This window comes from Armatimonadota bacterium (assembly GCA_037138755.1).
Lineage (GTDB): Bacteria > Armatimonadota > Fimbriimonadia > Fimbriimonadales > Fimbriimonadaceae > Fimbriimonas.
This window is the reverse complement of sequence record JBAXHT010000002.1, coordinates 286,325-306,870: the sequence shown is the minus strand read 5'-3', so window position 1 is coordinate 306,870 and position 20,546 is coordinate 286,325. Positions and strand designations below refer to the sequence as shown.

The 20,546-nt window shown below is 54.2% G+C and carries 26 protein-coding genes; 10 read left to right on the top strand and 16 right to left on the bottom strand.

What is annotated here, in order from left to right; translation table 11 throughout:
• Nucleotides 1-89 precede the first annotated feature (89 nt).
• Nucleotides 90-1,151, top strand: a complete 1,062-nt coding sequence (locus tag WCK51_11285) for an Mrp/NBP35 family ATP-binding protein (protein ID MEI7577469.1) — start codon at nucleotides 90-92, stop codon at nucleotides 1,149-1,151.
• Here the strand turns inward: WCK51_11285 and WCK51_11280 are convergent.
• From WCK51_11280 to WCK51_11270, 3 genes are read right to left on the bottom strand one after another with little or no spacing between them, the layout of a single operon-like run.
• On the bottom strand, nucleotides 1,146-2,165 hold the full coding sequence (locus tag WCK51_11280) for a metallophosphoesterase family protein (GenBank protein MEI7577468.1): 1,020 nt from the start codon (nucleotides 2,163-2,165) through the stop codon (nucleotides 1,146-1,148). The two genes, WCK51_11285 and WCK51_11280, sit on opposite strands and share 6 nt — an antisense overlap.
• Nucleotides 2,165-3,046 carry a prepilin-type N-terminal cleavage/methylation domain-containing protein gene (locus WCK51_11275; GenBank protein ID MEI7577467.1) on the bottom strand — a complete coding sequence of 294 codons (882 nt, stop codon included), beginning with the start codon at nucleotides 3,044-3,046 and terminating at the stop codon, nucleotides 2,165-2,167. Before WCK51_11275 ends, WCK51_11280 begins: the two co-directional genes overlap by 1 nt.
• A gap of 57 nt (nucleotides 3,047-3,103) precedes the next feature.
• A complete protein-coding gene (locus WCK51_11270) occupies nucleotides 3,104-3,751 on the bottom strand; it encodes an SOS response-associated peptidase (GenBank protein MEI7577466.1) in 648 nt (215 codons plus the stop codon).
• Nucleotides 3,752-3,778: 27 nt separating this feature from the next.
• Here WCK51_11270 and WCK51_11265 point away from each other — a divergent pair, with 27 nt between their 5' ends.
• Together WCK51_11265 and WCK51_11260 are read left to right on the top strand one after the other, a co-directional pair.
• A complete protein-coding gene (locus WCK51_11265) occupies nucleotides 3,779-4,300 on the top strand; it encodes an adenine phosphoribosyltransferase (protein ID MEI7577465.1) in 522 nt (173 codons plus the stop codon).
• A 4-nt stretch (nucleotides 4,301-4,304) separates the two neighbouring features.
• Nucleotides 4,305-4,691: an exodeoxyribonuclease VII large subunit gene (locus WCK51_11260; protein MEI7577464.1), complete on the top strand. Its 387-nt coding sequence runs from the start codon at nucleotides 4,305-4,307 to the stop codon at nucleotides 4,689-4,691.
• Between the two features lie 70 nt (nucleotides 4,692-4,761).
• Here WCK51_11260 and WCK51_11255 read toward each other — a convergent pair whose 3' ends face one another.
• Together WCK51_11255 and WCK51_11250 are read right to left on the bottom strand one after the other, a co-directional pair.
• A complete protein-coding gene (locus tag WCK51_11255) occupies nucleotides 4,762-5,580 on the bottom strand; it encodes a prepilin-type N-terminal cleavage/methylation domain-containing protein (protein MEI7577463.1) in 819 nt (272 codons plus the stop codon).
• Nucleotides 5,581-5,814: 234 nt separating this feature from the next.
• Nucleotides 5,815-7,212: an ABC transporter substrate-binding protein gene (locus WCK51_11250; protein MEI7577462.1), complete on the bottom strand. Its 1,398-nt coding sequence runs from the start codon at nucleotides 7,210-7,212 to the stop codon at nucleotides 5,815-5,817.
• Between the two features lie 35 nt (nucleotides 7,213-7,247).
• On the opposite strand from WCK51_11250, the gene WCK51_11245 reads away from it, so the two are divergent.
• The gene (locus WCK51_11245; GenBank protein MEI7577461.1) at nucleotides 7,248-8,207 is read left to right on the top strand and encodes a DUF2330 domain-containing protein; all 960 of its coding nucleotides are present in this window, start codon (nucleotides 7,248-7,250) and stop codon (nucleotides 8,205-8,207) included.
• Here the strand turns inward: WCK51_11245 and WCK51_11240 are convergent.
• The 4 genes from WCK51_11240 to WCK51_11225 are packed head-to-tail and all read right to left on the bottom strand — an operon-like array spanning nucleotide 8,109 to nucleotide 11,047.
• Entirely contained in the window at nucleotides 8,109-8,999 is an 891-nt protein-coding gene (locus WCK51_11240) for a DUF4349 domain-containing protein (protein MEI7577460.1), read from the bottom strand. The genes WCK51_11245 and WCK51_11240 overlap by 99 nt on opposite strands.
• 53 nt (nucleotides 9,000-9,052) lie before the next feature.
• Entirely contained in the window at nucleotides 9,053-9,901 is an 849-nt protein-coding gene (locus tag WCK51_11235; protein MEI7577459.1) for a neutral zinc metallopeptidase, read from the bottom strand.
• 9 nt (nucleotides 9,902-9,910) lie between these two features.
• Nucleotides 9,911-10,267, bottom strand: coding sequence for a DUF5990 family protein (locus WCK51_11230; protein ID MEI7577458.1), 357 nt, complete (start codon nucleotides 10,265-10,267; stop codon nucleotides 9,911-9,913).
• A 3-nt stretch (nucleotides 10,268-10,270) separates the two neighbouring features.
• Nucleotides 10,271-11,047, bottom strand: coding sequence for a hypothetical protein (locus WCK51_11225; GenBank protein MEI7577457.1), 777 nt, complete (start codon nucleotides 11,045-11,047; stop codon nucleotides 10,271-10,273).
• A gap of 41 nt (nucleotides 11,048-11,088) precedes the next feature.
• Here WCK51_11225 and WCK51_11220 point away from each other — a divergent pair, with 41 nt between their 5' ends.
• Nucleotides 11,089-12,294 (top strand): DUF1343 domain-containing protein, encoded by a 1,206-nt coding sequence (locus tag WCK51_11220; protein MEI7577456.1) that lies wholly within the window; start codon nucleotides 11,089-11,091, stop codon nucleotides 12,292-12,294.
• 24 nt (nucleotides 12,295-12,318) lie between these two features.
• Here the strand turns inward: WCK51_11220 and WCK51_11215 are convergent, their stop codons facing one another.
• A complete protein-coding gene (locus WCK51_11215) occupies nucleotides 12,319-13,245 on the bottom strand; it encodes a DUF1731 domain-containing protein (GenBank protein MEI7577455.1) in 927 nt (308 codons plus the stop codon).
• 29 nt (nucleotides 13,246-13,274) lie between these two features.
• Here WCK51_11215 and WCK51_11210 point away from each other — a divergent pair, with 29 nt between their 5' ends.
• Complete coding sequence (locus tag WCK51_11210) at nucleotides 13,275-13,823, top strand: DUF1990 family protein (GenBank protein MEI7577454.1); 549 nt, start codon at nucleotides 13,275-13,277, stop codon at nucleotides 13,821-13,823.
• Here WCK51_11210 and WCK51_11205 read toward each other — a convergent pair.
• Nucleotides 13,800-14,453: an SdpI family protein gene (locus WCK51_11205; protein ID MEI7577453.1), complete on the bottom strand. Its 654-nt coding sequence runs from the start codon at nucleotides 14,451-14,453 to the stop codon at nucleotides 13,800-13,802. The two genes, WCK51_11210 and WCK51_11205, sit on opposite strands and share 24 nt — an antisense overlap.
• Complete coding sequence (locus WCK51_11200) at nucleotides 14,431-14,715, bottom strand: autorepressor SdpR family transcription factor (protein ID MEI7577452.1); 285 nt, start codon at nucleotides 14,713-14,715, stop codon at nucleotides 14,431-14,433. Before WCK51_11200 ends, WCK51_11205 begins: the two co-directional genes overlap by 23 nt.
• A gap of 103 nt (nucleotides 14,716-14,818) precedes the next feature.
• Between WCK51_11200 and WCK51_11195 the strand changes: the two genes are divergently transcribed.
• Nucleotides 14,819-15,331: a nuclear transport factor 2 family protein gene (locus WCK51_11195; GenBank protein MEI7577451.1), complete on the top strand. Its 513-nt coding sequence runs from the start codon at nucleotides 14,819-14,821 to the stop codon at nucleotides 15,329-15,331.
• 62 nt (nucleotides 15,332-15,393) lie between these two features.
• Here the strand turns inward: WCK51_11195 and WCK51_11190 are convergent, their stop codons facing one another.
• From WCK51_11190 to WCK51_11180, 3 genes are all read right to left on the bottom strand, one after another.
• Entirely contained in the window at nucleotides 15,394-16,359 is a 966-nt protein-coding gene (locus WCK51_11190; GenBank protein ID MEI7577450.1) for an AAA family ATPase, read from the bottom strand.
• Nucleotides 16,347-17,012: a nicotinamide riboside transporter PnuC gene (pnuC, locus tag WCK51_11185; protein ID MEI7577449.1), complete on the bottom strand. Its 666-nt coding sequence runs from the start codon at nucleotides 17,010-17,012 to the stop codon at nucleotides 16,347-16,349. The genes WCK51_11190 and pnuC overlap by 13 nt, the downstream gene beginning before the upstream one ends.
• A 200-nt stretch (nucleotides 17,013-17,212) precedes the next feature.
• Entirely contained in the window at nucleotides 17,213-17,644 is a 432-nt protein-coding gene (locus WCK51_11180) for an iron dependent repressor, metal binding and dimerization domain protein (GenBank protein MEI7577448.1), read from the bottom strand.
• Between the two features lie 86 nt (nucleotides 17,645-17,730).
• On the opposite strand from WCK51_11180, the gene WCK51_11175 reads away from it, so the two are divergent.
• From WCK51_11175 to WCK51_11165, 3 genes are read left to right on the top strand one after another with little or no spacing between them, the layout of a single operon-like run.
• The gene (locus WCK51_11175; GenBank protein ID MEI7577447.1) at nucleotides 17,731-18,603 is read left to right on the top strand and encodes a prepilin-type N-terminal cleavage/methylation domain-containing protein; all 873 of its coding nucleotides are present in this window, start codon (nucleotides 17,731-17,733) and stop codon (nucleotides 18,601-18,603) included.
• Between the two features lie 28 nt (nucleotides 18,604-18,631).
• Entirely contained in the window at nucleotides 18,632-19,456 is an 825-nt protein-coding gene (locus WCK51_11170; GenBank protein MEI7577446.1) for an arylamine N-acetyltransferase, read from the top strand.
• 10 nt (nucleotides 19,457-19,466) lie between these two features.
• Nucleotides 19,467-19,928, top strand: coding sequence for a nuclear transport factor 2 family protein (locus WCK51_11165; protein ID MEI7577445.1), 462 nt, complete (start codon nucleotides 19,467-19,469; stop codon nucleotides 19,926-19,928).
• On the opposite strand, the gene WCK51_11160 is transcribed toward WCK51_11165, so the two are convergent.
• Nucleotides 19,925-20,509 (bottom strand): NAD(P)H-dependent oxidoreductase, encoded by a 585-nt coding sequence (locus tag WCK51_11160; protein ID MEI7577444.1) that lies wholly within the window; start codon nucleotides 20,507-20,509, stop codon nucleotides 19,925-19,927. The two genes, WCK51_11165 and WCK51_11160, sit on opposite strands and share 4 nt — an antisense overlap.
• Between the last annotated feature and the right edge of the window lie 37 nt (nucleotides 20,510-20,546).

Here is a 20,546-nt window from a genome sequence, read left to right as displayed (position 1 = left end):
GTGTACCCCACTCGTTACAGTCGTGGATGCCTATGATGATTATGAGATCCAAGCGATCAGCACATAGCTTGGCTGGTACCCTTAAACCAATGCCCCTTTCTGAGTCCTTAGTTCTTGACGCCCTCAAAGTCGTGATGGATCCCGACCTGCACCGCGACATCGTGACGCTCGGGTTTGTCAAAAACGTCGTGATTGAGGGAGGCAATGTTTCGTTCACCATCAACCTCACGACTCCGGCTTGCCCGGTTAAAGAGGAACTCAAGGCACAGGCTGACGAAGCCGTCCGGGGTCTGGAGGGAGTCTCAGAGGTTGAAATCGAAATGACCGCCACGGTCCGAGCGAGGCCAGGCGAAGCTCAAGATCTGCTTCCGGAAGTTGCTAATGTGATCGCGATTGCCTCTGGCAAGGGCGGAGTTGGCAAGAGCACTGTTACCGTAAACCTTGCCGTGGCGTTGGCGCAAAAGGGTGCTCGCGTGGGAATTCTCGATGCCGACGTCTATGGACCTTCGGTTCCTTTGCTTCTTGGCGCGCAAAACGAGAAGCCGTTTACTGAAGGGCAGAAAATCGTTCCGGTCTTCCGATTTGGAGTCCACACGATGTCGATCGGATACCTTCTGGATGATGACCAAGCTGTGCTGTGGCGTGGGCCGATGGTTGCCGGAACCGTGCGGCAGTTGCTTGCCGATGTCAACTGGGGAACTCTTGACTACTTGCTGGTTGACCTTCCCCCTGGAACGGGTGATGCACCGATGTCTCTGGCGCAGCTTGTTCCACTTACCGGCGTAGTGATTGTTTCGACTCCACACAACGTTGCGGCAAATATCGCAGGGAAGGCGGTCCAACTTTTCAAGCGGCTCAATTCGCCAATTTTGGGTGTCGTTGAGAATATGGGAGTTCTGATCGACCCCATCACCGGTGCAGAGACTAGAATGTTCTCGGGCCTTTCTGGTGAAGACCTCGCCGCCCAGCTCAAGGTTCCTTACCTGGGCTCCGTCCCCTTCGACCCTCAAGTATCGCAAGCTGGAGATCAGGGGATTCCTGCCGTCGTTGCCTACCCGCAGTCAGCCCAAGCCGACGCGTTGAAGCAAATCGCGGGAAGACTTGCTCAGCAAGCTTCGATCAAAGCGATGACTGGGACCGAGGCGCTATAGCTTCCAACTGACGCTTGGCTTCGCCGGTGTAGCTGGACCGTCAAAGTAGTTTCCCGTCGGTACGGGTCGGTCGAATCGTGTGGCTGTCGTCTGCCCATCATTCGCGATGTCCAGAACCGTGAAGCCAAACGTCCGCCCCTCCTCGGGTTTCCAATCTTTCTCCAACTTGCTTCCGCCGCGTCCTTCGATGATCTGCCACTTAGCGTCGCCGAACGAGTGCTTGTGCCAGGCATGGACGTGAGAGCAGAGAAAGCCCTTAAACTTTGCCGTACCTTCCATGCTTGTTTGCAGCACTTTGGCGTCCTTCTCGGCTACCGGTGCGTCACCGACGCCGTTTTGCAACAAGTTTTTGTGGCCAATCGCAAAGATCGCTTTGACGGACTGATCTGCTTGTGCAATTCCAAGCTGACTCGCAACCCAGGAAGTTGCCACCAATCCGACCTCAGGCTTCTCCTTCTGCGACTTCTTGTTGCAGTCTGTGTTCACCAGAATGAACTTAGCAACACCAACCGTGAGCGTTCCATTGAGCAGTGACTGATCGTCTGCCAGCTCGTCGGCAACATCGTTATCGGGAGTAGGCCCTGGTACAACGCCGTCCCAAAACGGTGAGCTTTTGAGCCATGTGTTCCAAATCGGGGTTGTCTCCCAGTTCGGCATTCGATTGTCGCCGACCTTTTTGTTGACCTCGTGATTGCCCGGAACGACAATGATCTTGGCGTGGCGCGACAATGACGATTTGAGAACTTCTTCCTTCCAAGCGGCAAGTTGCTCCCGAAGCGTCGTGCCATCATCATCAGCGTAGCCGTTTACAAAGTCTCCAGCAATAAAGACCACCGACGGCCGAGGAGACAAGTTGTCGAGATCAGAGAGAGATTGGCGCAGTTGAACGAGATTCGCGGATGAAGGATTCTCGGCTTTTTGGGATTCCCAATCCTTAGCATCCAAACGATTACACCCGAGCCATGCGACTCGAGTGTTCGTTACCTGCGTAAGGGCAAGTAGAAGTGCGATCATTATGGACAGACTGCGCCACCTGGCATCGGGGTTGGGTACCACTTCTCGCCGAACTGATAGGCCGCCGGGTCAAGAACCTTGCCAATCTTCATGTACTTTGCGTGACCGTCTGCGTACGAATAGTTGCTACCTTCGGTGTGCCGATCAAAGGCAACGCGGTCAATATCTCGCTTATCGTTTGTATCGACAAGGAGATTGTTTGCAGCTTGAGCCTGAGTCCAGTAGGAATATGTTCCCGTGCTAGGACTTCCTGTCAGAGCAGTGAACGAGACGATCGACCAGTTCGGACAAGGCTGAGATGGGTTGAACCCGGAAGTTCCTTTATGTTGACCCATGAGAGTGCCGTTCTTTAGCTTGTTTCGTCGCTCAGCGAAGATGATTAGATTGGCTGGTTGATCGAACGAAGTCATTGAGACGGGAAGCCAGTCGTGGGCTGGGATCAGGTTATAGTTTGGAATGTAGCTGTACTTCGGAGCCATCCAGTCGCAGGTCATCACTCCTCCGCTCAGCTGTCCAAGAACCTTGGTGACACCATCGCAAGGGAATTTTGGAACCTGAGCATCCGTGTCGGAGGGGCACACCAGCATTTGCATGTTCTTCATGTAAGGCTGAATATTGTAGGTCCAATGAATCTGGAACTTATCACCGGGGTTGATCGGGTTTGGAGTGATCGTTCCTTCCCAGCTTGTTTGCATGAGAATATCGTCTGCGTCCGCCGCGTACATGTACGAAGCAGTCGCCATCTGCTTGTTGTTGCTGAGACAACTAGTCTTCTTTGCGGCTTCCTTGGCCTGAGCAAAAACGGGGAATAGGATCGCGGCAAGAATCGCAATGATTGCAATTACCACAAGGAGTTCGATCAAAGTGAACGCTCTTCGCATGAGTCAATGTTAAGACTCTTAAGTAAAGATTGCGTTAAGAAGCTGAAAGATTTACATTCACTTAACAATTGAAATCGCGTCCATTGCCGCAAACGGCGGCGGTCCCAACAGGTTCGAAGAGCCACGGTCTAGCCACTCCGATGCTTGCTCGCCGGTCAGGACCACCGGCATCCGAGTGTGAAACTTCCGCGTAAATCCGTTCGGCTCACACGTCAGGAGACCGACAGTTCGAATTTCGGACCCGTTCGGGTCCAGATAGTCTTCGAACAAGGCAGGAAAAAAGAACGGATCGTGGCCGCGGACGACCAAGGCGTATTTGCGCTGTTCGCTCTTGGTTTGCGGCTTTTCGCCGAAGAGGCTTCCCTGGGGATTCGGAATTTCAACCTCCTCCTCAACCCACTCAAAGTACCCACTGACCGGTAACACGGCCCGTCGCCCCCGAAAAGCCGCCTTGAACATCGGCTTCTCTTCGACTGTCTCCGAGCGAATGTTGATGAGCTTTGCCTTCCAGTCTTCCTGGCTCCATGAAGGCGAAAATCCCCATCGCATCGGCTGTAAAACCCCCGCCATACAAATCGCCTCCACCCAGTCTGTCGGGCGGACAATCCCCCGGTTTAGCCTCGGCGAGTATCCTTCAAGCACCGAAAATGGAAGCTCACGCTGGAGCTTTTCGGCGGTCAGATTGGCATAGTACACCGAGCACATGAAGGTGCTAGGTATTCTATCGTAAATATGGCTGAGCTCCTCGCCGCGTCGCTGATCCGCGATGTACCTGATTTTCCGAAACCTGGAATCCTCTTCAAAGACATCACTCCCGTTCTCGAAGATCCGGCGGCTTTCCAGGAAGTCATTGACCTTATGACGGCAAAAGCTCTCGAAAGCGGAGCGGATGTGATCGTCGGTATCGAGAGTCGCGGTTTCGTGTTCGGAACCCCGATTGCCCTCCAGGCCAAGCTCCCGTTCGCGATGGTTCGCAAGCTCGGCAAACTCCCCTACGAGCGAATCACTGAAGAGTATGCGCTGGAGTACGGCACGAACACGGTCGAAATGCACACCGATGCCATTCAGCCCGGTCAGAAGGCGTACATCATCGATGACCTGCTTGCCACTGGCGGAACTGCCGCCGCAGCGCAGCGACTCGTTGAGCGCCTTGGAGGCGAAGTTGCCGGTTTCGGCTTTATGATTGATTTAACATTTTTGGACGGGCGAACCGCATTAGGCGGCAAACCCGTCCATGCCTTGCTGGAGTTCTAAGAAAATGAAACGCACCCTCTCTCTCATCCTCGCTGGACTCGTGGTCGTTGCCTTCGCCGCAGACGCCGCGAAAGTCGCTGACCTCGTCAAAAAGGCCGATGAATTCGACAAAAAGACTGTCAAAGTCACCGGAACTGTCGATAAGTTCAAAGCCAAAACCAGCAAAGCTGGCAACGACTACTACGTCTTCGACTTGAAAGACGGCAAGGAGAAGATCTCAGTCTATGGTCGAGGCAAGCTCGACAAAGAACCCAAAGACGGCGACAAAGTCGAAGTCGAAGGGAAGTTCGAGAAAGAGCACAAGATCGGTGACAGCTTCTCTGTTAAAAACCAAGTCACTGTCGGTGGTAAGAAGGGCGAGGCTCCGAAGCTCAAGATTTTGGGTAAGTAGGATCAGCCGTCAGCTCTCAGCCCTCAGCCCTCAGTCTATTGCTGAAAGCTGAGGGCTGAAGACTGAAACCTCAGTTCCCGATCCCGTTCCAGAACCTGTCTCGCTCCTGTACGGTCGCTCCTTGCCCAACCAAGGAATCAATCGGAACATACTTTGTATGACCGTCCAGCCAGTTGACGATCACCTTCTTCGCGTCGTATCGCCCCCAAAGCTGACCTTGGGTTCGTGCATCCACGCCCACCGCCGCGGGATCTGCGGCGGACGCTGGAATCCAGAATGAAGGGGCATCCACTCGGTGGTATCCGACCGGTTGCCGAACAATCGGCTGACCCGGTGAAACGAGATCCTTTCCGGTAGCCTCGGCAAAGACGACGGTTTGTGCCGGCGAACCAAGCGAGGTCGCCGAAACTCCAAAGTAAGTCAGTGCACCGAAGGCACCTGGAAGCGAAGTGTTCATGTACCGCCGGTTGTAGCCATAGCTCGGAAACGCTCCGGTGAGGTACCAATAAGCACAGCCCGTCTTGTCGAACCGCGCGGCTCCCGGGCAACCGGTGTAGTGCATTGCCGAATCATCGCCGCGGTCGTTGGGGTCCAAAAACAGCTCTGTGCTCTTGGTATAGGGCTGCAAAAGCACTGGATAGAAGTAGAACCCGTATGTGCTGGGAATGGAGAGATCAGCGGGGTTGTACCAACGTAGAGGAGGCATCACGTCATCAAAATCCCCAATGTAGAGTTGGGTTCCGAGCGCAACCTGCTTCATGTTGCTGATACTCGTCGTCTTCTTTGCCGCCAGCTTCGCCTGGGCGAAGACGGGGAAGAGGATTGCAGCGAGGATCGCGATGATGGCGATGACCACAAGAAGTTCGATCAAGGTGAAAGCTCGTCGCATGACAATGATGCTGACGGTGTTCAGGTTGGCATCATTTTACAATTCTGACGATCCACCTACGCTGGTCTCTGTTGAACACCAGGTTCGTCATTTTTGAATCTGAATCATTACGTTCAAGCACCTTGGGCCGAGTTTCGAGGGCGCAGTGCAATGTGCGCTATGACTTTGATTGCCGATCTCTCCCAAATGAGCCGATTACTATCATGTCGTCCCTATCGGCATTGCCTAGGCCCGCTAAAACACTTCAGGCGGCTCGCGTCGCTTCAAAACTAGGTCACGCTGAACATAAAGCGGAACTCCCGGAATGTTCTGGTGAATGATATCGAGGGCCCTCGCGATGTTCGCCTCCGGGTCTGTTCCAGTTTGAGCTAGCTCAATGTACTTGTCGGCCTGCGGGTCCGCGAAACCGGAGTGGTTCTCCGGTGATTTGGAATGAAAGAGATAGGGAACCGTATTGAGGGGGCCCGGAAAGTCGGGTTGCCAGCCGGTGAATAAGCAAGCCAGCTCGCCGCGATTATTGGCGGCGATCAAGCCACCCGAAGTCATCGGCTTCGCGCTTGCTTTGATGCCGAACTTTCGCATCTGCGTGATCAGAACTTCGACTACCGGGTTCGAGTGACCGATGTCGGCGTAGACCAACTCGAACTCAAACGGCTTGGGCTGAGTTGCTTTGAAGCCAGTGACGCTTTTGCCGAGGCTACTGAGCGTTCCGAATCCGGCCGGGGGATCGACCTTGTTGTCAAGAATCGACCCAAGACCTCCCGTTTCCAAATTGGAGATAATTGCTAGTCGGTTCGCCCGATCATTGAATGGTGCGATCTTCTGATTGAACTGGAGATAAACCAGCGTGGTCGGTCCGCCTTTGGTTAACATCGGGTGCCCCTTGACGACAGGAATCTCGTGGGCGGCAAACATTGCCTGGTCGGCTTTGTCAACATCAAACTGCGTCTTCCGAGACGCCGAGTCGCCTACGAATTGGAACTTGATCGTCTCCGCACCTTTGGCGATAACCCACTCTCGACCAGGTTCGAACGATTTGAGCGACCATCTGCCAAGGCCATACCCTGGCTTCCAATCCTTGATTGGCTCGTTCAGTTTGACAACGTCGTGATTGACGACTCCGAAGGCTCGATTCTTGAGTTTGTCGGCAAATGCGGTATCCGGTTTGGACAGCTGAATTGTGACGTCGTGCGCTTCCGCCGTGATTCCGGTTATGTGAGGTGCCGTGCCCTTTGCGAAGGAATCTGCTCCTGCGATCTGAGCGGCGAATAGACTTCCCAACCCCGACTGAACTTCGGGTATGAGGCATCGCTCAATGGTGTGTTGGATGTCCTCGCCGGTGACCTCGTTACCAATTTTGTCTGAGAAATCGAACTCCTTGACATGTAGTTTGAATGTTACGTTGTCTGCAGTTTCAATCTCGCACGCTTCGCCAATGGTCGGATACAGATAGTGAAGAACCTCGCCGGTCGTCCAGTCGTTGATTGCCGCTGGATCAAGGGTCTTTACGTCGTAGCGCAGGAGCCACCGATACTCTCCCGCCGTCCGTTCGCCCCGCTCGCTGAACCCGCTTCCGCAGCCAGCCAGCAAAACGCTCGAAAGCAATAGACAGGAGGGCAACCACGAACGCATTGACTCAGCTTACCAACCCTGCTAAACTTGCGACCATGAAGCGGTTCCTAACAACTTTCGCCCTCTTCGCCGCCTACCAAAGTTGGGCATGTTGTGGGGTTGGAAAGAGCCGAGTGTATTTTGGCGGCCAACAGGATATTGTCATTTGGGATGATTCGACCCAGACCGAGCACTTTGTTCGAAAGGCATCTTTTCAATCGACGAGTCCAGAAATGGGTTTCATTGCACCCAGTCCATCGGTTCCGGAGCTCAAGGCAGCATCTACTCGAGCCTTTCGCACCATTGAGGATCATCGGCCCGTTCCCGTCCTGATGGCCGCGGCGGCAGGCGAAGCTACGATGTCGAAGGCGGCCGTTGCGGGTGGTATTGAGGTTGCCCAAATTGTTGAAGTTGGCAATTATGAGGCAACGACATTACGTTCTGATGACCCTGCCGCACTGACCAATTATCTTAACCAGAACGGCTACCAAGCAAGTCAGGACATCGAAGAATGGACACAGTTCTATTTGAAGAAGAAGTGGTATCTGACAGCCTTCAAACTGAAGAAGAAGAGTGAACGCACTGAACTTGAGCCGATTCGGATGTCTTTCAAGACGGATAGACCATTTTTCCCATATCTCGTACCTGCGTCTAATCAAGGGAAGCCGGCCAAGCTCCAGGTGTTCTTGCTCAGTTCAGGGGTCGGCTCTGCGACTGCGGAAGGTGTTGTCCTTCCAAAGCCGAGTTGGGATGCTCCTTTATTTCCGGGAGCCGTCCCTGGGCTCCTAGATGATCTTACTCTTCCCCCCGGAGCCCTAGACCACTCCATGCACATAACAGGCTGGGATGATTTACAGTTCCCATCGTCTGCTACTGACGACGGCTATCTCCATATTCACTCCATTCGTCCGTTGTGGCTAGATCTTGGGGCGTATGTTCTGGTCGGATTCGCTGGAGTCTATGGTTACCGCCGCTTTCGCCTTGCGCGCTCGAAGCAGAAGATAGCCAACGACTAACCCGGGTAATACTGCCCAGGGCAAGACGGCGATGACGATCAGCAGGAGACCGCGGGCAGCGTCGCCTAGTTGGCCGATGGATTCGGAGAAGGTTCGGCTGATGTCGTTTGAGAGCGATGGGGGACCGGCGGGGCGGAATTGTTTGACTTCGTTGATGGTCACGGTGATGGTTGAAAGGTCGGTCTGGTTGGTGAGGAACCGGAGTCGGCCCTCGATTTGCTCGATCTCTTCGCGAATGCGGGACAGTTCTTTTTCGACTTGTAGCACCTCGGTCAGCTTGCCGGTGGCTTTTTGGAGAAGTTCGACAAGGCGGGCTTCTTCGACTTTCTTGTTTTTCAGCCGAGCCTGGACGTCGTAGAATTCTTCGCTGACATCTTGGGCTTCTTGCGAACTGGATTCGAGTTCGCCGATTGTTGAGATAGCTTTGACGAAGGAGCCGTAGCCGGTGCTCGGGATTCGGATTGTCCAGGAGCCGGAGCGTTGGGAACCCTTGGTTCCGGATCGGCTGGCCGAGCCGAGGTAGCCGTTGAATTGCTTCACCATCGCGTCCAGCTTCTTCTCGGCGGCGTCTAGGTCGTCGGTTCGCAGGGCGACTGAGCCGGTGTAGATGATCTTTCGCGGTAGGGCTGGGACTGCTGCGGGTGCAGCTCCGCCTTCGGCATCGGCGGGTGAGGCAGTGGACATCTCCGACATCACATTCGGCGAGGCCGGGGCTCGTTTTGCTGCATCGGCCCCTCCGCTACATCCAGCAAGGAATACAGAAATGGCGATGAGGGGCAACCAAATTTTCATGACGATCTCTTTAACTTAGTGCCACTAACCGCTGGAATCGTTCAAAGGTTCCTTCAAAGGTTTCGGGCGCTGAAGGTATCTCCGTCGCGGATGTCGCCGGACTGGAATCCTTTCATGAACCAGTTCACTCGTTGAGCCGAGGTTCCGTGAGTGAATTTCTCGGGCTCGACGTAGCCTTGACCTCGCTTTTGGAGGGTGTCGTCTCCGATCTGGGAGGCGGCGTTCATCGCTTCCTCAATGTCTTGACGGTCGATCTTTAGTTTGCCCGCTCGTTTCGCCCAGACTCCGGCGTAGAAGTCGGCCTGAAGTTCCATGCGGACAGAAACCTTGTTGAATTCGGTTTCAGACATGCGGCGGCGGGCGGCATTGACTTTGTCGGAGGTGCCGAGGAGGTTTTGGACGTGGTGTCCTACTTCGTGGGCAACGACGTAAGCTTGGGCGAAATCGCCGCCAGCTCCAAGCTGCTTCTCCATCGTGTCGTAGAACGTTGGGTCGATGTAGACCTGGTTGTCGGCAGGGCAGTAGAAGGGACCAACGCCGGAGTCGGCGATTCCGCAGCCGGTCTCCACTCGTTCGGTGAAGACGACGAGCTTGGGTTTTTGGTAGGTCATTCCCTTTTCGCGGAAGATGTCAGTCCACACATCCTCAGTCTCTTTCAAGACCTTGGAGACGAAGCGTTTGGCTTCGTCATCGATAGGCCGCGCATCGCCCCGAGTCTGGGGTGCGCCGCCTTGCATGGTCTTGGATGCGTCAAGGACTTGTTGAGGATCACCGCCGAGAAGAGTTACGATGATGGCGAGGACAACCACACCAATGCCTCCACCCGCAACCATCCCGCCGCGAGGGATCGACCCTCGCCGATCCTCCACATTTGAACTCTCTTCGATTTCATCAAGACGCATAGGGATAGTTTACGGGATAAGTCGTGCGGTTGAACAGGCGGGTGAGCCGTCCTTCATAGTGCCCGCAATCCGCAGATCGTAGTTTTCCTTGTCATCCTCCAAGAAGTGTTCGAAGTAGAGTTTGATCCGCCTAAACATCTGGCCGTGCGCCCCGACCCATTGGATGTAGATGAACCGGCGCTTGTCGCCGTGGTAGTGGACGATCTGCCCTTTGGGGACGCCTTCGACCAACTCGAACTCTGTTTCGTATACGTTCGGCGACGAGGGCTGAAGATAGCCCTTTTTGAGCTGTAGCTGGTGCCGAATCTTGCCGTAACCAAGGAACTCTTCGGGCGGATCGACGAGAGTGATTCGGAGCGTTGGCATGGCCTACAGTATGAGCCTACCCTCGACAAGTTTAGGTTCCTGAAACAAGGAGTTCAACGGGAAGAGATCTTGATCATCGATCACCAAACTAGAGCTCGCAAATATCCGTCGAGCGATGTGATCGGGCGCGTGACGACACACGACGTGGACATACCTTGTTAACTGAGTTTCGAGTTCCTGCGGCGGAAAAGCGGGACAATTGATGATCAGGTCCGACGGATCCGACGCTTTTGTTCGACCTTTGGGCCGCACCAGGGATATTCGAGGTTCGAACGTGGACGTGCTTCCAAAGAGAGACATTGCATATTGCAGACTTCGCGCCACCAGTGGTGGTAGCATGACGTCGTTGGGCACGCCTATCTCAACCGGGCCGCCTTCTCTGTAAACATCGACATCGACGTGTTCGGCCCAACCCCCTTTCCAGTTGAGGCTGCGGCAGTTGAACAGCTTGAGCCCCAGCATGTCGCCAGGGGTTAGCGAAGCCATGACTTTGCCATCACTGTTGACCACTTGCGCCCCTGAGTGGTGGAAGACAATCTCATCGAGAGCCAATGATGGGATCGTGGGTTGAATCTCTCCCACTTCGGGCCAGATGAACTGGTAGCTCAGATCTCCAAGTTCGGTTCTGATGTAAGGCTGCTCCCAGTTGTGATGAAACAGGGAGTTTAGGAACGCAACGTCAAAATTTTCCCGAGCCGCAGGATCGGGGCTGTTCATTTCCTCGAAGCAGACGGCGAGTTGGCGGGTGAACTCCTGGGCTTTGTCAAAGTCCGGACGCATGGCATGGGAGAGATTATCAGAATCAGTTATTCTGTAGCGTGATGATCTTTGCCTCTGCTACGGTTCTACTGGCCGCTTCTGTGGTTGCTCCTCCGGTCGAATCAGGATTGGATGTCCTTAGGAACAACGGATTTGTTGAGCTTAAAGGAAAGAATATTGGACTCATCACGAATCCGACGGGGGTGGATCGGACGCTCAAGTCGAACATTGATCTGATGGTAGGGGCCGGAGTGAAGTTGGTGGCTCTGTACGGACCCGAGCACGGGGTTCGGGGTTCGGTGCCAGCCGGGGTTTATGTTGAGAACGGGCGCGATCCAAAGACTGGGGTGCCGGAGTTTTCGTTGTACGGCAAGACTCGCAAGCCGACGGCGGAGATGCTCCGAGGGGTCGACGCGTTGGTCTTTGACATCCAAGATATTGGGTCGCGAAGCTATACCTACATCAGCACTCTGGGAGTCTGCATGGAGGCGGCGGCGGAGAATAATCTGCCGCTTTACGTCCTAGATCGTCCGAACCCGATCGGTGGTGATCGCGTGGAAGGGAACATCACGGAGGATGGCTATAAGTCGTTTGTTTCGGCTTATCCTCTGCCCTATTGCCATGGTCTGACCATCGGCGAATTCGCCCGAATGGCGAATGGTGAGGGGTGGTTAAGGGGCAAGAAGTGCGATCTGAAGGTGATTCCGATGAAAGGGTGGCGACGGTCGATGAACTGGGCGGAGACTGGTCTGCCTTGGGTGCTGACTTCTCCGCACGTGCCACGGTCTGATTCGTCTGCCTACTACGCGGCGACGGGGATTTTTGGCGAGCTTGACTCGGTATCGATTGGGGTTGGTTACACTCTGCCATTCGAACTCGCTGGAGCGCCGGGGATTGGGGCCGAGGCCTTGGCGAGCGAGATGAACCGACGGGGGTTGGCAGGCGTGACATTTCGGCCGATGACTTGGACTCCGTTCTATGCGGCGTTCAAGGGGCAGTCTTGCGGCGGGGTGAACATCTTCTTCACCGACGAGCGAAAAGTAGAACTTTCACGAATCAACTTTGAACTGATGGATGCCGTTCGGAAGCTCAAACCAGGGTTTGATTTCTTCCAGGCGTCAACGGCGAGTATGTTTGATAAGGTATGCGGAACGGGGTCGGTTCGGGCGATGTTCAACTCGGGGCAATCAGCCTCGGCGATTTGGCAGAAGTGGAACGCGGGGGCGGCTGGGTTCCGGGCGAAGCGGGCGAAGTATTTGCTTTATTAGGCTTCAGCTGTCAGCCCTCAGCTTTCAGCCTTCAGCTTTCAGCCGTTTGGCTAAGTCTTGGGCAGCTGGCTGCCAGTCGGAATAGTCAAATCTGAACCCGTGGTCGAGTAGGCGCTTCGGGATCACTCGGCGGCTTTTGAGGATGAGTTCGGTCTCGGTCTTCATCATTGCGGCACCGATTTCGAGGGCCCATTTCGGGGAGTGAAGGCCGAAATGAGAGCCGACGGCTTCGCGCAGAATTCGGTTGAACTCCCTGTTCGGCAGTGGATGTGGCGAGCAGAGGTTGACGGGGCCGTCCAGGGATGTGTCTCCGAGAAGCAGTTCTACCGCTCGGCAGAAATCGAGTTCATGAATCCAACTCACATATTGCTTACCGTCGCTGTAGGTGCCAAGTAGCCCGCACCGAGCGAGTTTAGCCATGACATCGAACACACTCCCCGGAGTCGCGGACATGGTCATCGCAGAGCGCAGGGCTACTTTTCGAATTCTTGGATGGCTATCGGCGAAAAGTGCCGCCTCCCAAGCGAGCGCGATTCGTTCGGAAGCTTGCCACTTAGGGGGTCCAACTATCGGGTCAATGCGCCCGGTTTGCTCGTCATTGGGAGCATCGAGCCGGTGCGAATAGATGGTGGCGGTGCTGGCTTGGAGCCAAACGGTCGGCGGGTAAGCACAATCGGTCAGAGCTTCGGAGACTGCTTCGACCGATTGAACTCGACTCTCCATCATTTCGGCGAGATTCTTTGCGTTGTAGCGGCAATTGACGCTTCGACCGGCGAGGTTGATGATTGCATCGGCCCAGTCCAGGTGATGAACCAAACTATCGGGGTACCGAGGGTTCCAGGCAAGGTCTCCTTTGCGCGAAAGAACTCTGACTTCGTGGCCGCTCTTTGTGAGGAAAGGAACTAGTATTTGCCCCACGTGTCCGCTCCCGCCGGGGATGAGAACCTTCATGAATCCATTATGGTATATTGATTTCACTAATGATTGAAATTAGTGAAAAAACTCTTCTTGGACTTGAAAAGCCAACAGTTACAGGGGCACCGGAGATGATGACGGGACGGGCACTGATTGAGTTTAATGACTCCGTGGTCATGGGTCTCGGAGATAGTCAGAGCCTCTTTGACCAGATTGCGGACCACATGATGCGCGGCGATTACTACCCACCGGAGATCATTGTTTTCGAAGGCGAGTTTCGCCGTGAAAGGCGAGATATTCGAAAAGGAGACCGTATTCTGCAGTTGGCAAGGCTTCCGTTCCTGTTCGGATATCGCACGCGAACGGTCACGGAGATTTCTGTTGCGGAGAGACGAGAGAACTATTGTCGTATCGGCTACTACACGACGTCGAGGCATTTTGCCAAGGGCTGGTGGCAGGCGACTTTGAAGTGGGAAGACGATGAATACACACTTATGGTGGAGTGCCAAGCTCGGCCGCAAAGCTTGGTTTACTGGTTGGCGGTCCCGGTCGCTAGGTACATGCAAGAGCGTGCGCGAAAGGCGGCGATGTCACGCTTTGCTACCTGGGTGTAGCTTTCTGTACAGCGCATACGAGTACCAGACGGGATAGAACGCTGAGAATAGAATCACACCGGTGATCAGCAGAACGTTGACGCCCAGTAGCGCGAGAACTAAGCAAAGGAGCCCGGCCCCGACCATGAGCCGTCCCCCGAGGTGGTGCGTCCGGTGCCAGACTTCGTCGTCTTCGAGAGTCCAGGGCGTGCGGATTCCCATGACATAGTTGCGCTCGGTTTTGCCCATCAGGTTTCCGAGGATGATGAAGAGGATGCTCATCGCCGCCATCATGAACTTGACTTGGCCCTGACCCGTACCAAGCAGACCGGGGTTTAAGACCATGAACTGGACGCAGGCCATGAACCCCATCATGGTGATGACGACTGTGTCCCAAGCTTTTTGGAACGGGTCGATTTTCTTTCCCTCGGGCAGCATCTTCGGGATGACGACAAAAATGGCAAGAAGCACGATCATGATGATCGGGCAGAAGAGCACGGCTTCGAGTTTGGAGCCGTACCGGTCGACCTCGCCTCTGGAGTTGAAGTGCATCGGCATCTGGTCGGGAAGGGTGGCATACTTCCAAGCCGAGTACGCGGAGGTGACGAGGACGATGGTGCCCCCGATACTAAGGGTTCGATTCTGTTTCATGTTTCTTCACCGGAAGCAGGGCCAGCAGTGACGCGACTGCGTCTTCGAGCACGCTGGCGCTTGCAGAGTAGATGAGCTGGGTTCCGTTCTTGCGCGACCTAACTAAGTCGGCTTCGCGCAAGACGGAAAGGTGGTGGCTGATCGTCGCTCCGGTCTGTTCGAATCTTGATGCGATCTCGCCGGCAGTGAGGTCCCTTTCGCGAAGTGCGAAGAGAATTTCTCGGCGAGTGGGGTCGCTCAGAGCTTTCAGAACCTCGGACATGATATTTAGACGATCATCTAACTTTACTGCACGTACGAATCTTTGGTTGCGAAAAAGAATCAAGTGTCTACATTTTGGTGTCGCCGCAGATATAATCGTCTGGATGAAGAAACTCATAACTTCCGGAGCAATGATCTTGTCGGTCGCACTTTGCGTGGCCGGACCAGAGGACGAGTTCCGAACCCAAGTCAACGCCCACGCCAAGAAGTACGAATCAGCAATGCTGAAAAAGGACATCAAGCAGTTCGGGAAGCTGTTGGAGATGTACACGACGAAGGATTTTGTGTACAAGGAGAACGGTCAGAGCATGAGCCGCAAGCAAATGTTTGATCAAATGAGCATGTCGGTGAAGACCTTCCAAAAGGTCACCAAGTTCAAATCGCGAATGATCGAAGCTCAGGTTCAGGGCAACAAGGCCACCGCGACCGTGAGCAACATCATGGAAGGCACGATGATCGGGCCGGACAAGAAGAAGCACACGATGAGCTTCGGCGGAAACACCATCGAGACCTACGTCAAAGAAGGCAAAACCTGGAAGATGTCGGTCATGGAATGGAAGACGATGGAAATGAAGCAGGACGGCAAAGTGATGCCGATGCCTGGTTCAGGTAAGTAAGAGGACCCTGTCTCTGAGAGCCATTCCCGAGCGAATGGCTCTCGCTACTAGTTGAATAACGATCAGTTGAACATATCGCGGTTTTTCGTTTCAACCGCGACTTGGATTTCCTTCAGCGATTTTTCGAGCCGGGCTAATTGCCCGCCACCGATCTCGACAACTTTTGTTCGCTGAAGTGCGAGCCTCCTGACAAACCATTCATGCATCTCGTGCCGGATGTGTTCTCCGTCCCGCGTGCCGTCTTGCACAAATGGAAAGTCTGGCAACGTGAGCAAGTAAAGATCCACTCGATCTTTGGTGGCGACGCCCTCGACTTCGTCGGAGTATTCCCCCATGTACCTTCGGTGCCAGACGCTGGTCGCTACCGCATTCGTGTCGCAGATGAGCACTTGGTTGGCTGAAGATGCAGCATCACTTTCCCGTCGCTGCTGCTCCTTAGCGATGGCTACGAAATCCTTGGTCTCCCAGGTGCCAGTTTTCTGGGCTGAGTATTCTCGACCATATTCAGGAACCCATTCGGTCCTGAGTGCTTTTGCCAGAGCCGCAGCGAGTGTTGACTTTCCGGTTGACTCGACTCCGATGATGACCACTCTCAGGATGATGTCGCGCCGAACGCAAGCGTGTACATGCTCCAGATGGCCAAGTGGATTCTCCCGAATTTTTGTTGCAGAGATCGGGACGTTGCATCGTTCTCGGTCAACCATAAAGTGTTGACACTTCAATGCGGAGGCGAAGCCTGGACCGTAGTCTTCCGATGAGAAAACGATATCCGGAGCTCTTCCCAGGAGAGAGATGGTTCTGTCCGCCCACGGCTCCGGCTCGTCAGGAAGATCATCCGGTGTGATCACAATTCGGACCCCCGGGAACTGCTCCTGCAACCAGGCGGCGCGCACCGCTCCACGGATCACCTGCTGTGGATGGTCGCAGACGATCACGACGACATCTGAGGCTCTGTCTATCGCACATTGGATCAGGAAGGAGTGACCCAGATGTGGCGGATAGAACTTCCCAATAATTACGCCGAGCATTCTTTCTGAGATCCAATAAAACTCTGGCGCCAGGAGAGAAGACCGTGGATGGCGATCAGCAGAAAAATGGAGTAAAGAATCGCAGTACTGTACAGTCCTCGGGAGAAGTAGAGGGGAATAAAAACGATATCTACCGTGATCCAAAGGATCCAATTTTCAAGCTTTTTGAAGTTCAGAAGCAACTGAGCCAGCATGCTCGCCACTGTGAGCGAAGAGTCGATAAAAGGTGCCGCTCCATTGTAGTGGCGAATGATCGGATAGTAGATCGCCGTGCCAATAGTCCAAGCCAATGCGACGAAGAGCCAGTGAGTTCGTGAGATACAGCTGATTCTTAGTTCAGTCCGATTCTCACCACCTTTAAGCCAAGTGATCCACCCCATCACGCCAAGCGCAAAAAAGAAGACTTGGAGAGACATGTCTGCATAAAGACGGCTGTCGAAGAAAACATAGCCGTAAACTGACACGTTCGCTAGCCCAATGGGCCAGTTAGCAATATGCTCTATCGCCACAAGGTAGACGCCAACGATACCGGTGACAAAGCCAACAAACTCGTACCAATCTCCTCCAAATTTAGATTTGATGATCAGCCCGATTATGCAGGCGATGGCCGCGATAGGGAAGGCCAGTAAGCTTCTTCTTGAGTTAGCTTCCAAGTACATAGAATACCGATCTCAAGACTTGAAGCTCATTTTGGCGGAGGCGAGAGCACTTTCTAAAGGCGTGATTGTGGTCCTACCAATCCCATGCAATCCTAAAATTTCTGCCCGAGTGAATTTTACGACATCTTCCAAACTAGTGATGCCGACGGAAGTCAGCGCTTTCCGCGCGGGGGTGGAAAGCTTTGGCAAGGGAGTCATCCCCGCTCTCCAGAAATCGCGAGATAGCCTCGAATACAGTCCATCGTTTCTGGGCTGAGGTGATGCTCAATGCCTTCGGCATCAAGCTCGGCGGTCACATCGCTGACACCAAGCGAACGCAGGAAGGCTACAACCATCGTATGCCTTTCTGCAGATCGCCGCGCGATCTCAAGGCCCTCGTCGGTTAAGTGAACAAACTGGCGACGGTGGATGTGAACCACGCCTTCGCGCTCAAGGCGGTTCAGCATTTTTGTCACCGTGGGCTGCGAGACGCCCAGAGCTTCGACAAGTTTCGCCGTCCGAACCTGAACTTCCTCTGCTGGCGAATCCGCAGTCGCTCCCGATAGGCGGAAAATCAGTTCCGTTACGTCTTCAAGCGTCTCGTCCGAATGGTCTCGTCGAGTTTTTTCAAATGCATTGAGTCTCAAGGCTGAAAAACAGTTTAGCAAAGTTTCTTAAGATCGCTGAACCGCTCTCAAGAAATATCATTGCTTTGGCTATAATAGCTTAAGCTATGAAGCAATCTGCCTTTACACTGATTGAATTACTGGTGGTGATTGCCATCATCGCAATTCTCGCTGCGATTCTATTCCCGGTCTTCGCGCAGGCGAAGCTCGCGGCCAAAAAGACCCAAAGCCTCAGTAACTTGAAGCAGATCAACACCGGAGTGATGATGTATGCGGGCGACAATGACGATGTCTTGCCGCGAACAATGGATATAGCGACGGGAGTTCCAGAGACGATTAGTTGGTGGGCAATCCATAGTTACCAGGAGGCGCTCAATCCGTACATCAAAAACGGCAAGGGCGGCATCAACGCCAACGGCTTGGCCCCCTCGAAGCAGAGTGTCTGGTTTGACCCGGCTGACCCCGATAAGGGCGATCCGGTCATGTGGGGCTCGTATGCAAATAACGGATTCATGACGGGAATGAGTCGAAACGCAACGTCTATCGAAGATTCGGCGAGCACCATCTACTCGGCGCTACGAGCCGGAAATTGGGCTCAGGCGGTTGGAGTTACAGTCCCTTCACCATTGCCAATCAGCAACGCCGCAGATCCATTTTGGAGTTCGGAGTTCTTTGATATCTGCTTCGACCCATGGGCAGAGGACCGGACGAATACGGCTAATCCGTATCACTATAGCTACGAAAAGGCGGCTCCGCCGTGCTCATTGTTGCCAACGGCTCCGTACTGCGGCGACTGGAATAGTCAGTTGGAAGGCGAATGGAATCAGAACGTTCACGGTTTGCCCCGAATGCCGGTGAGGAACACTCGGTACGGAAAAGTCCAACTCTTTGCGTTTGCGGATAGTCACGTCAAGGCGCTTCCGTTTGCGGCTACTTACCGGTCGGCGACCGACAACATGTGGAGCATACGGAAGAACTAGTTAGGGCTTGTCATAATGGCATTCAGGAATGGAAAAACACGTCTTTGACTTGGACGCCTATGCACGTAGGATTGGGTTTGCAGGAAGCCTCGTTCCCACGCGCGAGGTGCTGGATGAAATTGCGTTCCTCCACGTCTCATCGATCCCATTTGAGAATCTGGATATCCTGCGCGGACTCCCGATCCAACTCGATGCAGCCAGCCTTGAAGATCAGCTGATCTTTAGGCGGCGAGGAGGGTATTGCTTCCAGCAGAACGGGTTGATGCTCGGCGTTCTAAGGCAAATCGGCTTTGATGTCACTCCGCTTTCGGGGCGCGTTAGGCTGGGTCAGGAGAGACACTTCACTCCGCCTCGAACGCACTTAACCTTGAGTGTTCGGCTGGATGGTGAGGACTGGTTCTTTGATGCCGGGGTAGGCGGTGGTTCTCTGACCACTCTCATCCGTCGAAACTCGGATACTGAGCAACCGACGCGACACGAGACTCGCCGAGTCTTGAAAGAAGATGGGCGATTCTTTCATCAAATGAACTCAGAAGGGCGGTGGATGGATGTTTACGAGTTCACCGGGGAAGAGATGCCAGAGATTGATCGTGAAGTTGGGAACTGGTGGACAAGCACATCGCCAAATGCCAAGTTCGCTAAGAATCTGATGGCAAGCCGCGCTCTGCCTAACGGTGAGCGGATGGGGTTGCTGAACGATACGCTGACCCGTCGCCGAGGCGGAGTCGTGCTAGCGAGCAGGACAATCGGCTCTGCCGAAGAACTCTTGGAAGTGCTCCGCCAAGAGTTCGGGCTCGATTTTCCCGCCGGAACTCGGTTTGGTAGTGGCGATAAACCTTGGCCAACGCGCTAAAGTAGTTGACATGTTGCTCTCCAGTTTCGTTTTCGCTCTGGCGCTTCAAACGCCTGCCGCTCCGAATCCAGATGGAAAATCCGAGGATTCGATCATCAAGGCACTCTACCAAGTGATCTCGGGCCCTGCAGAAGCAAAACGAGATTGGGATCGGTTCCGGGGGCTATTCGGCCCGAAGGCAACCCTGTCGGCGATGGTGAACAACAAGGACGGAAAAAAAATCTGCGTCATCATGACTCCCGAGGACTACATCACCCGAAGCGGTCCCTGGCTCGAGAAGAACGGGTTCTTCGAGAAGGAGACCAAGCGAAGATCCCAGAAGGCTGCGAACTTAGTGAACGTCATGAGCGATTACGAATCACGCAAGCTCGCCGAAGACAAGAAGCCGTTCGATAAAGGAACCAACTCGATCCAACTCTATTTCGACGGGTCTCGCTGGTTCATCCACACGGTACTTTGGGAAGGCGCCTAGGCCCGCCCTTCGGATACTCCCATTGCTCGGGCTTTGGCGAGCCAAGTCTCTCGCTGTTCGGATGTTGATTCGCGGACTCCCGCAACCTCCCATGCCTTCGTTGTCTTGAATCCGGAGAACCAGAGGGTCGCCCAGCGGAGCCACGTTGTTCCTGACCGCTTATACATCAGAGCGTGCCAATAGCTGGGCGCATCCATTGTGATGATGATTCGGGACGTTTTCCCAATAAGCAGTTTCTTTGGCAGTGCTTTGCCAGACTCATACTGCATCGCAAAACCCGAAATGAAGACCCTGTCGACAAAAGACTTGAGGGCGGCGGGAGCCGAACCCCACCAGAGGGGATAGACCCAAACAACATGATCTGCTTGTTTAATCTTATGTTGCGCCTCGATGAGAGCTGGTTCCAATTCTGAAATCGGTCTGGGGTCTGCTTTCCAGGCGTACTCCAAGTCGCTCACACGGAGTATTTCGGCTGACGCTCCCGCCTCGACCGCACCGGCATGGTAGGACTTGGCAAGGGCCTCGTTGAAAGAGCCAGCCTGCGGATGTCCAAGGATGATGAGAACTGATTTCTGTGTCACAATGTAATCATTGCATACTTTTCAAAGAATTGTAAGC

Coding starts and splice junctions, on each gene's coding strand:
- WCK51_11215 (MEI7577455.1), bottom strand. CDS start 13,245: ATGAAGGTTCTCATCCCCGGCGGGAGCGGACACGTGGGGCAAATACTA.
- WCK51_11195 (MEI7577451.1), top strand. CDS start 14,819: ATGAAGAAACTCATAACTTCCGGAGCAATGATCTTGTCGGTCGCACTT.
- WCK51_11205 (MEI7577453.1), bottom strand. CDS start 14,453: ATGAAACAGAATCGAACCCTTAGTATCGGGGGCACCATCGTCCTCGTC.
- WCK51_11245 (MEI7577461.1), top strand. CDS start 7,248: ATGAAGCGGTTCCTAACAACTTTCGCCCTCTTCGCCGCCTACCAAAGT.
- WCK51_11165 (MEI7577445.1), top strand. CDS start 19,467: ATGTTGCTCTCCAGTTTCGTTTTCGCTCTGGCGCTTCAAACGCCTGCC.
- WCK51_11265 (MEI7577465.1), top strand. CDS start 3,779: ATGGCTGAGCTCCTCGCCGCGTCGCTGATCCGCGATGTACCTGATTTT.
- WCK51_11230 (MEI7577458.1), bottom strand. CDS start 10,267: ATGCCAACGCTCCGAATCACTCTCGTCGATCCGCCCGAAGAGTTCCTT.
- WCK51_11190 (MEI7577450.1), bottom strand. CDS start 16,359: ATGCTCGGCGTAATTATTGGGAAGTTCTATCCGCCACATCTGGGTCAC.
- WCK51_11250 (MEI7577462.1), bottom strand. CDS start 7,212: ATGCGTTCGTGGTTGCCCTCCTGTCTATTGCTTTCGAGCGTTTTGCTG.
- WCK51_11220 (MEI7577456.1), top strand. CDS start 11,089: ATGATCTTTGCCTCTGCTACGGTTCTACTGGCCGCTTCTGTGGTTGCT.
- WCK51_11255 (MEI7577463.1), bottom strand. CDS start 5,580: ATGCGACGAGCTTTCACCTTGATCGAACTTCTTGTGGTCATCGCCATC.
- WCK51_11260 (MEI7577464.1), top strand. CDS start 4,305: ATGAAACGCACCCTCTCTCTCATCCTCGCTGGACTCGTGGTCGTTGCC.
- WCK51_11275 (MEI7577467.1), bottom strand. CDS start 3,046: ATGCGAAGAGCGTTCACTTTGATCGAACTCCTTGTGGTAATTGCAATC.
- WCK51_11270 (MEI7577466.1), bottom strand. CDS start 3,751: ATGTGCTCGGTGTACTATGCCAATCTGACCGCCGAAAAGCTCCAGCGT.
- WCK51_11240 (MEI7577460.1), bottom strand. CDS start 8,999: ATGAAAATTTGGTTGCCCCTCATCGCCATTTCTGTATTCCTTGCTGGA.
- WCK51_11225 (MEI7577457.1), bottom strand. CDS start 11,047: ATGCGTCCGGACTTTGACAAAGCCCAGGAGTTCACCCGCCAACTCGCC.
- WCK51_11200 (MEI7577452.1), bottom strand. CDS start 14,715: ATGTCCGAGGTTCTGAAAGCTCTGAGCGACCCCACTCGCCGAGAAATT.
- WCK51_11280 (MEI7577468.1), bottom strand. CDS start 2,165: ATGATCGCACTTCTACTTGCCCTTACGCAGGTAACGAACACTCGAGTC.
- WCK51_11235 (MEI7577459.1), bottom strand. CDS start 9,901: ATGCGTCTTGATGAAATCGAAGAGAGTTCAAATGTGGAGGATCGGCGA.
- WCK51_11170 (MEI7577446.1), top strand. CDS start 18,632: ATGGAAAAACACGTCTTTGACTTGGACGCCTATGCACGTAGGATTGGG.
- WCK51_11210 (MEI7577454.1), top strand. CDS start 13,275: ATGATTGAAATTAGTGAAAAAACTCTTCTTGGACTTGAAAAGCCAACA.
- WCK51_11175 (MEI7577447.1), top strand. CDS start 17,731: ATGAAGCAATCTGCCTTTACACTGATTGAATTACTGGTGGTGATTGCC.
- WCK51_11285 (MEI7577469.1), top strand. CDS start 90: ATGCCCCTTTCTGAGTCCTTAGTTCTTGACGCCCTCAAAGTCGTGATG.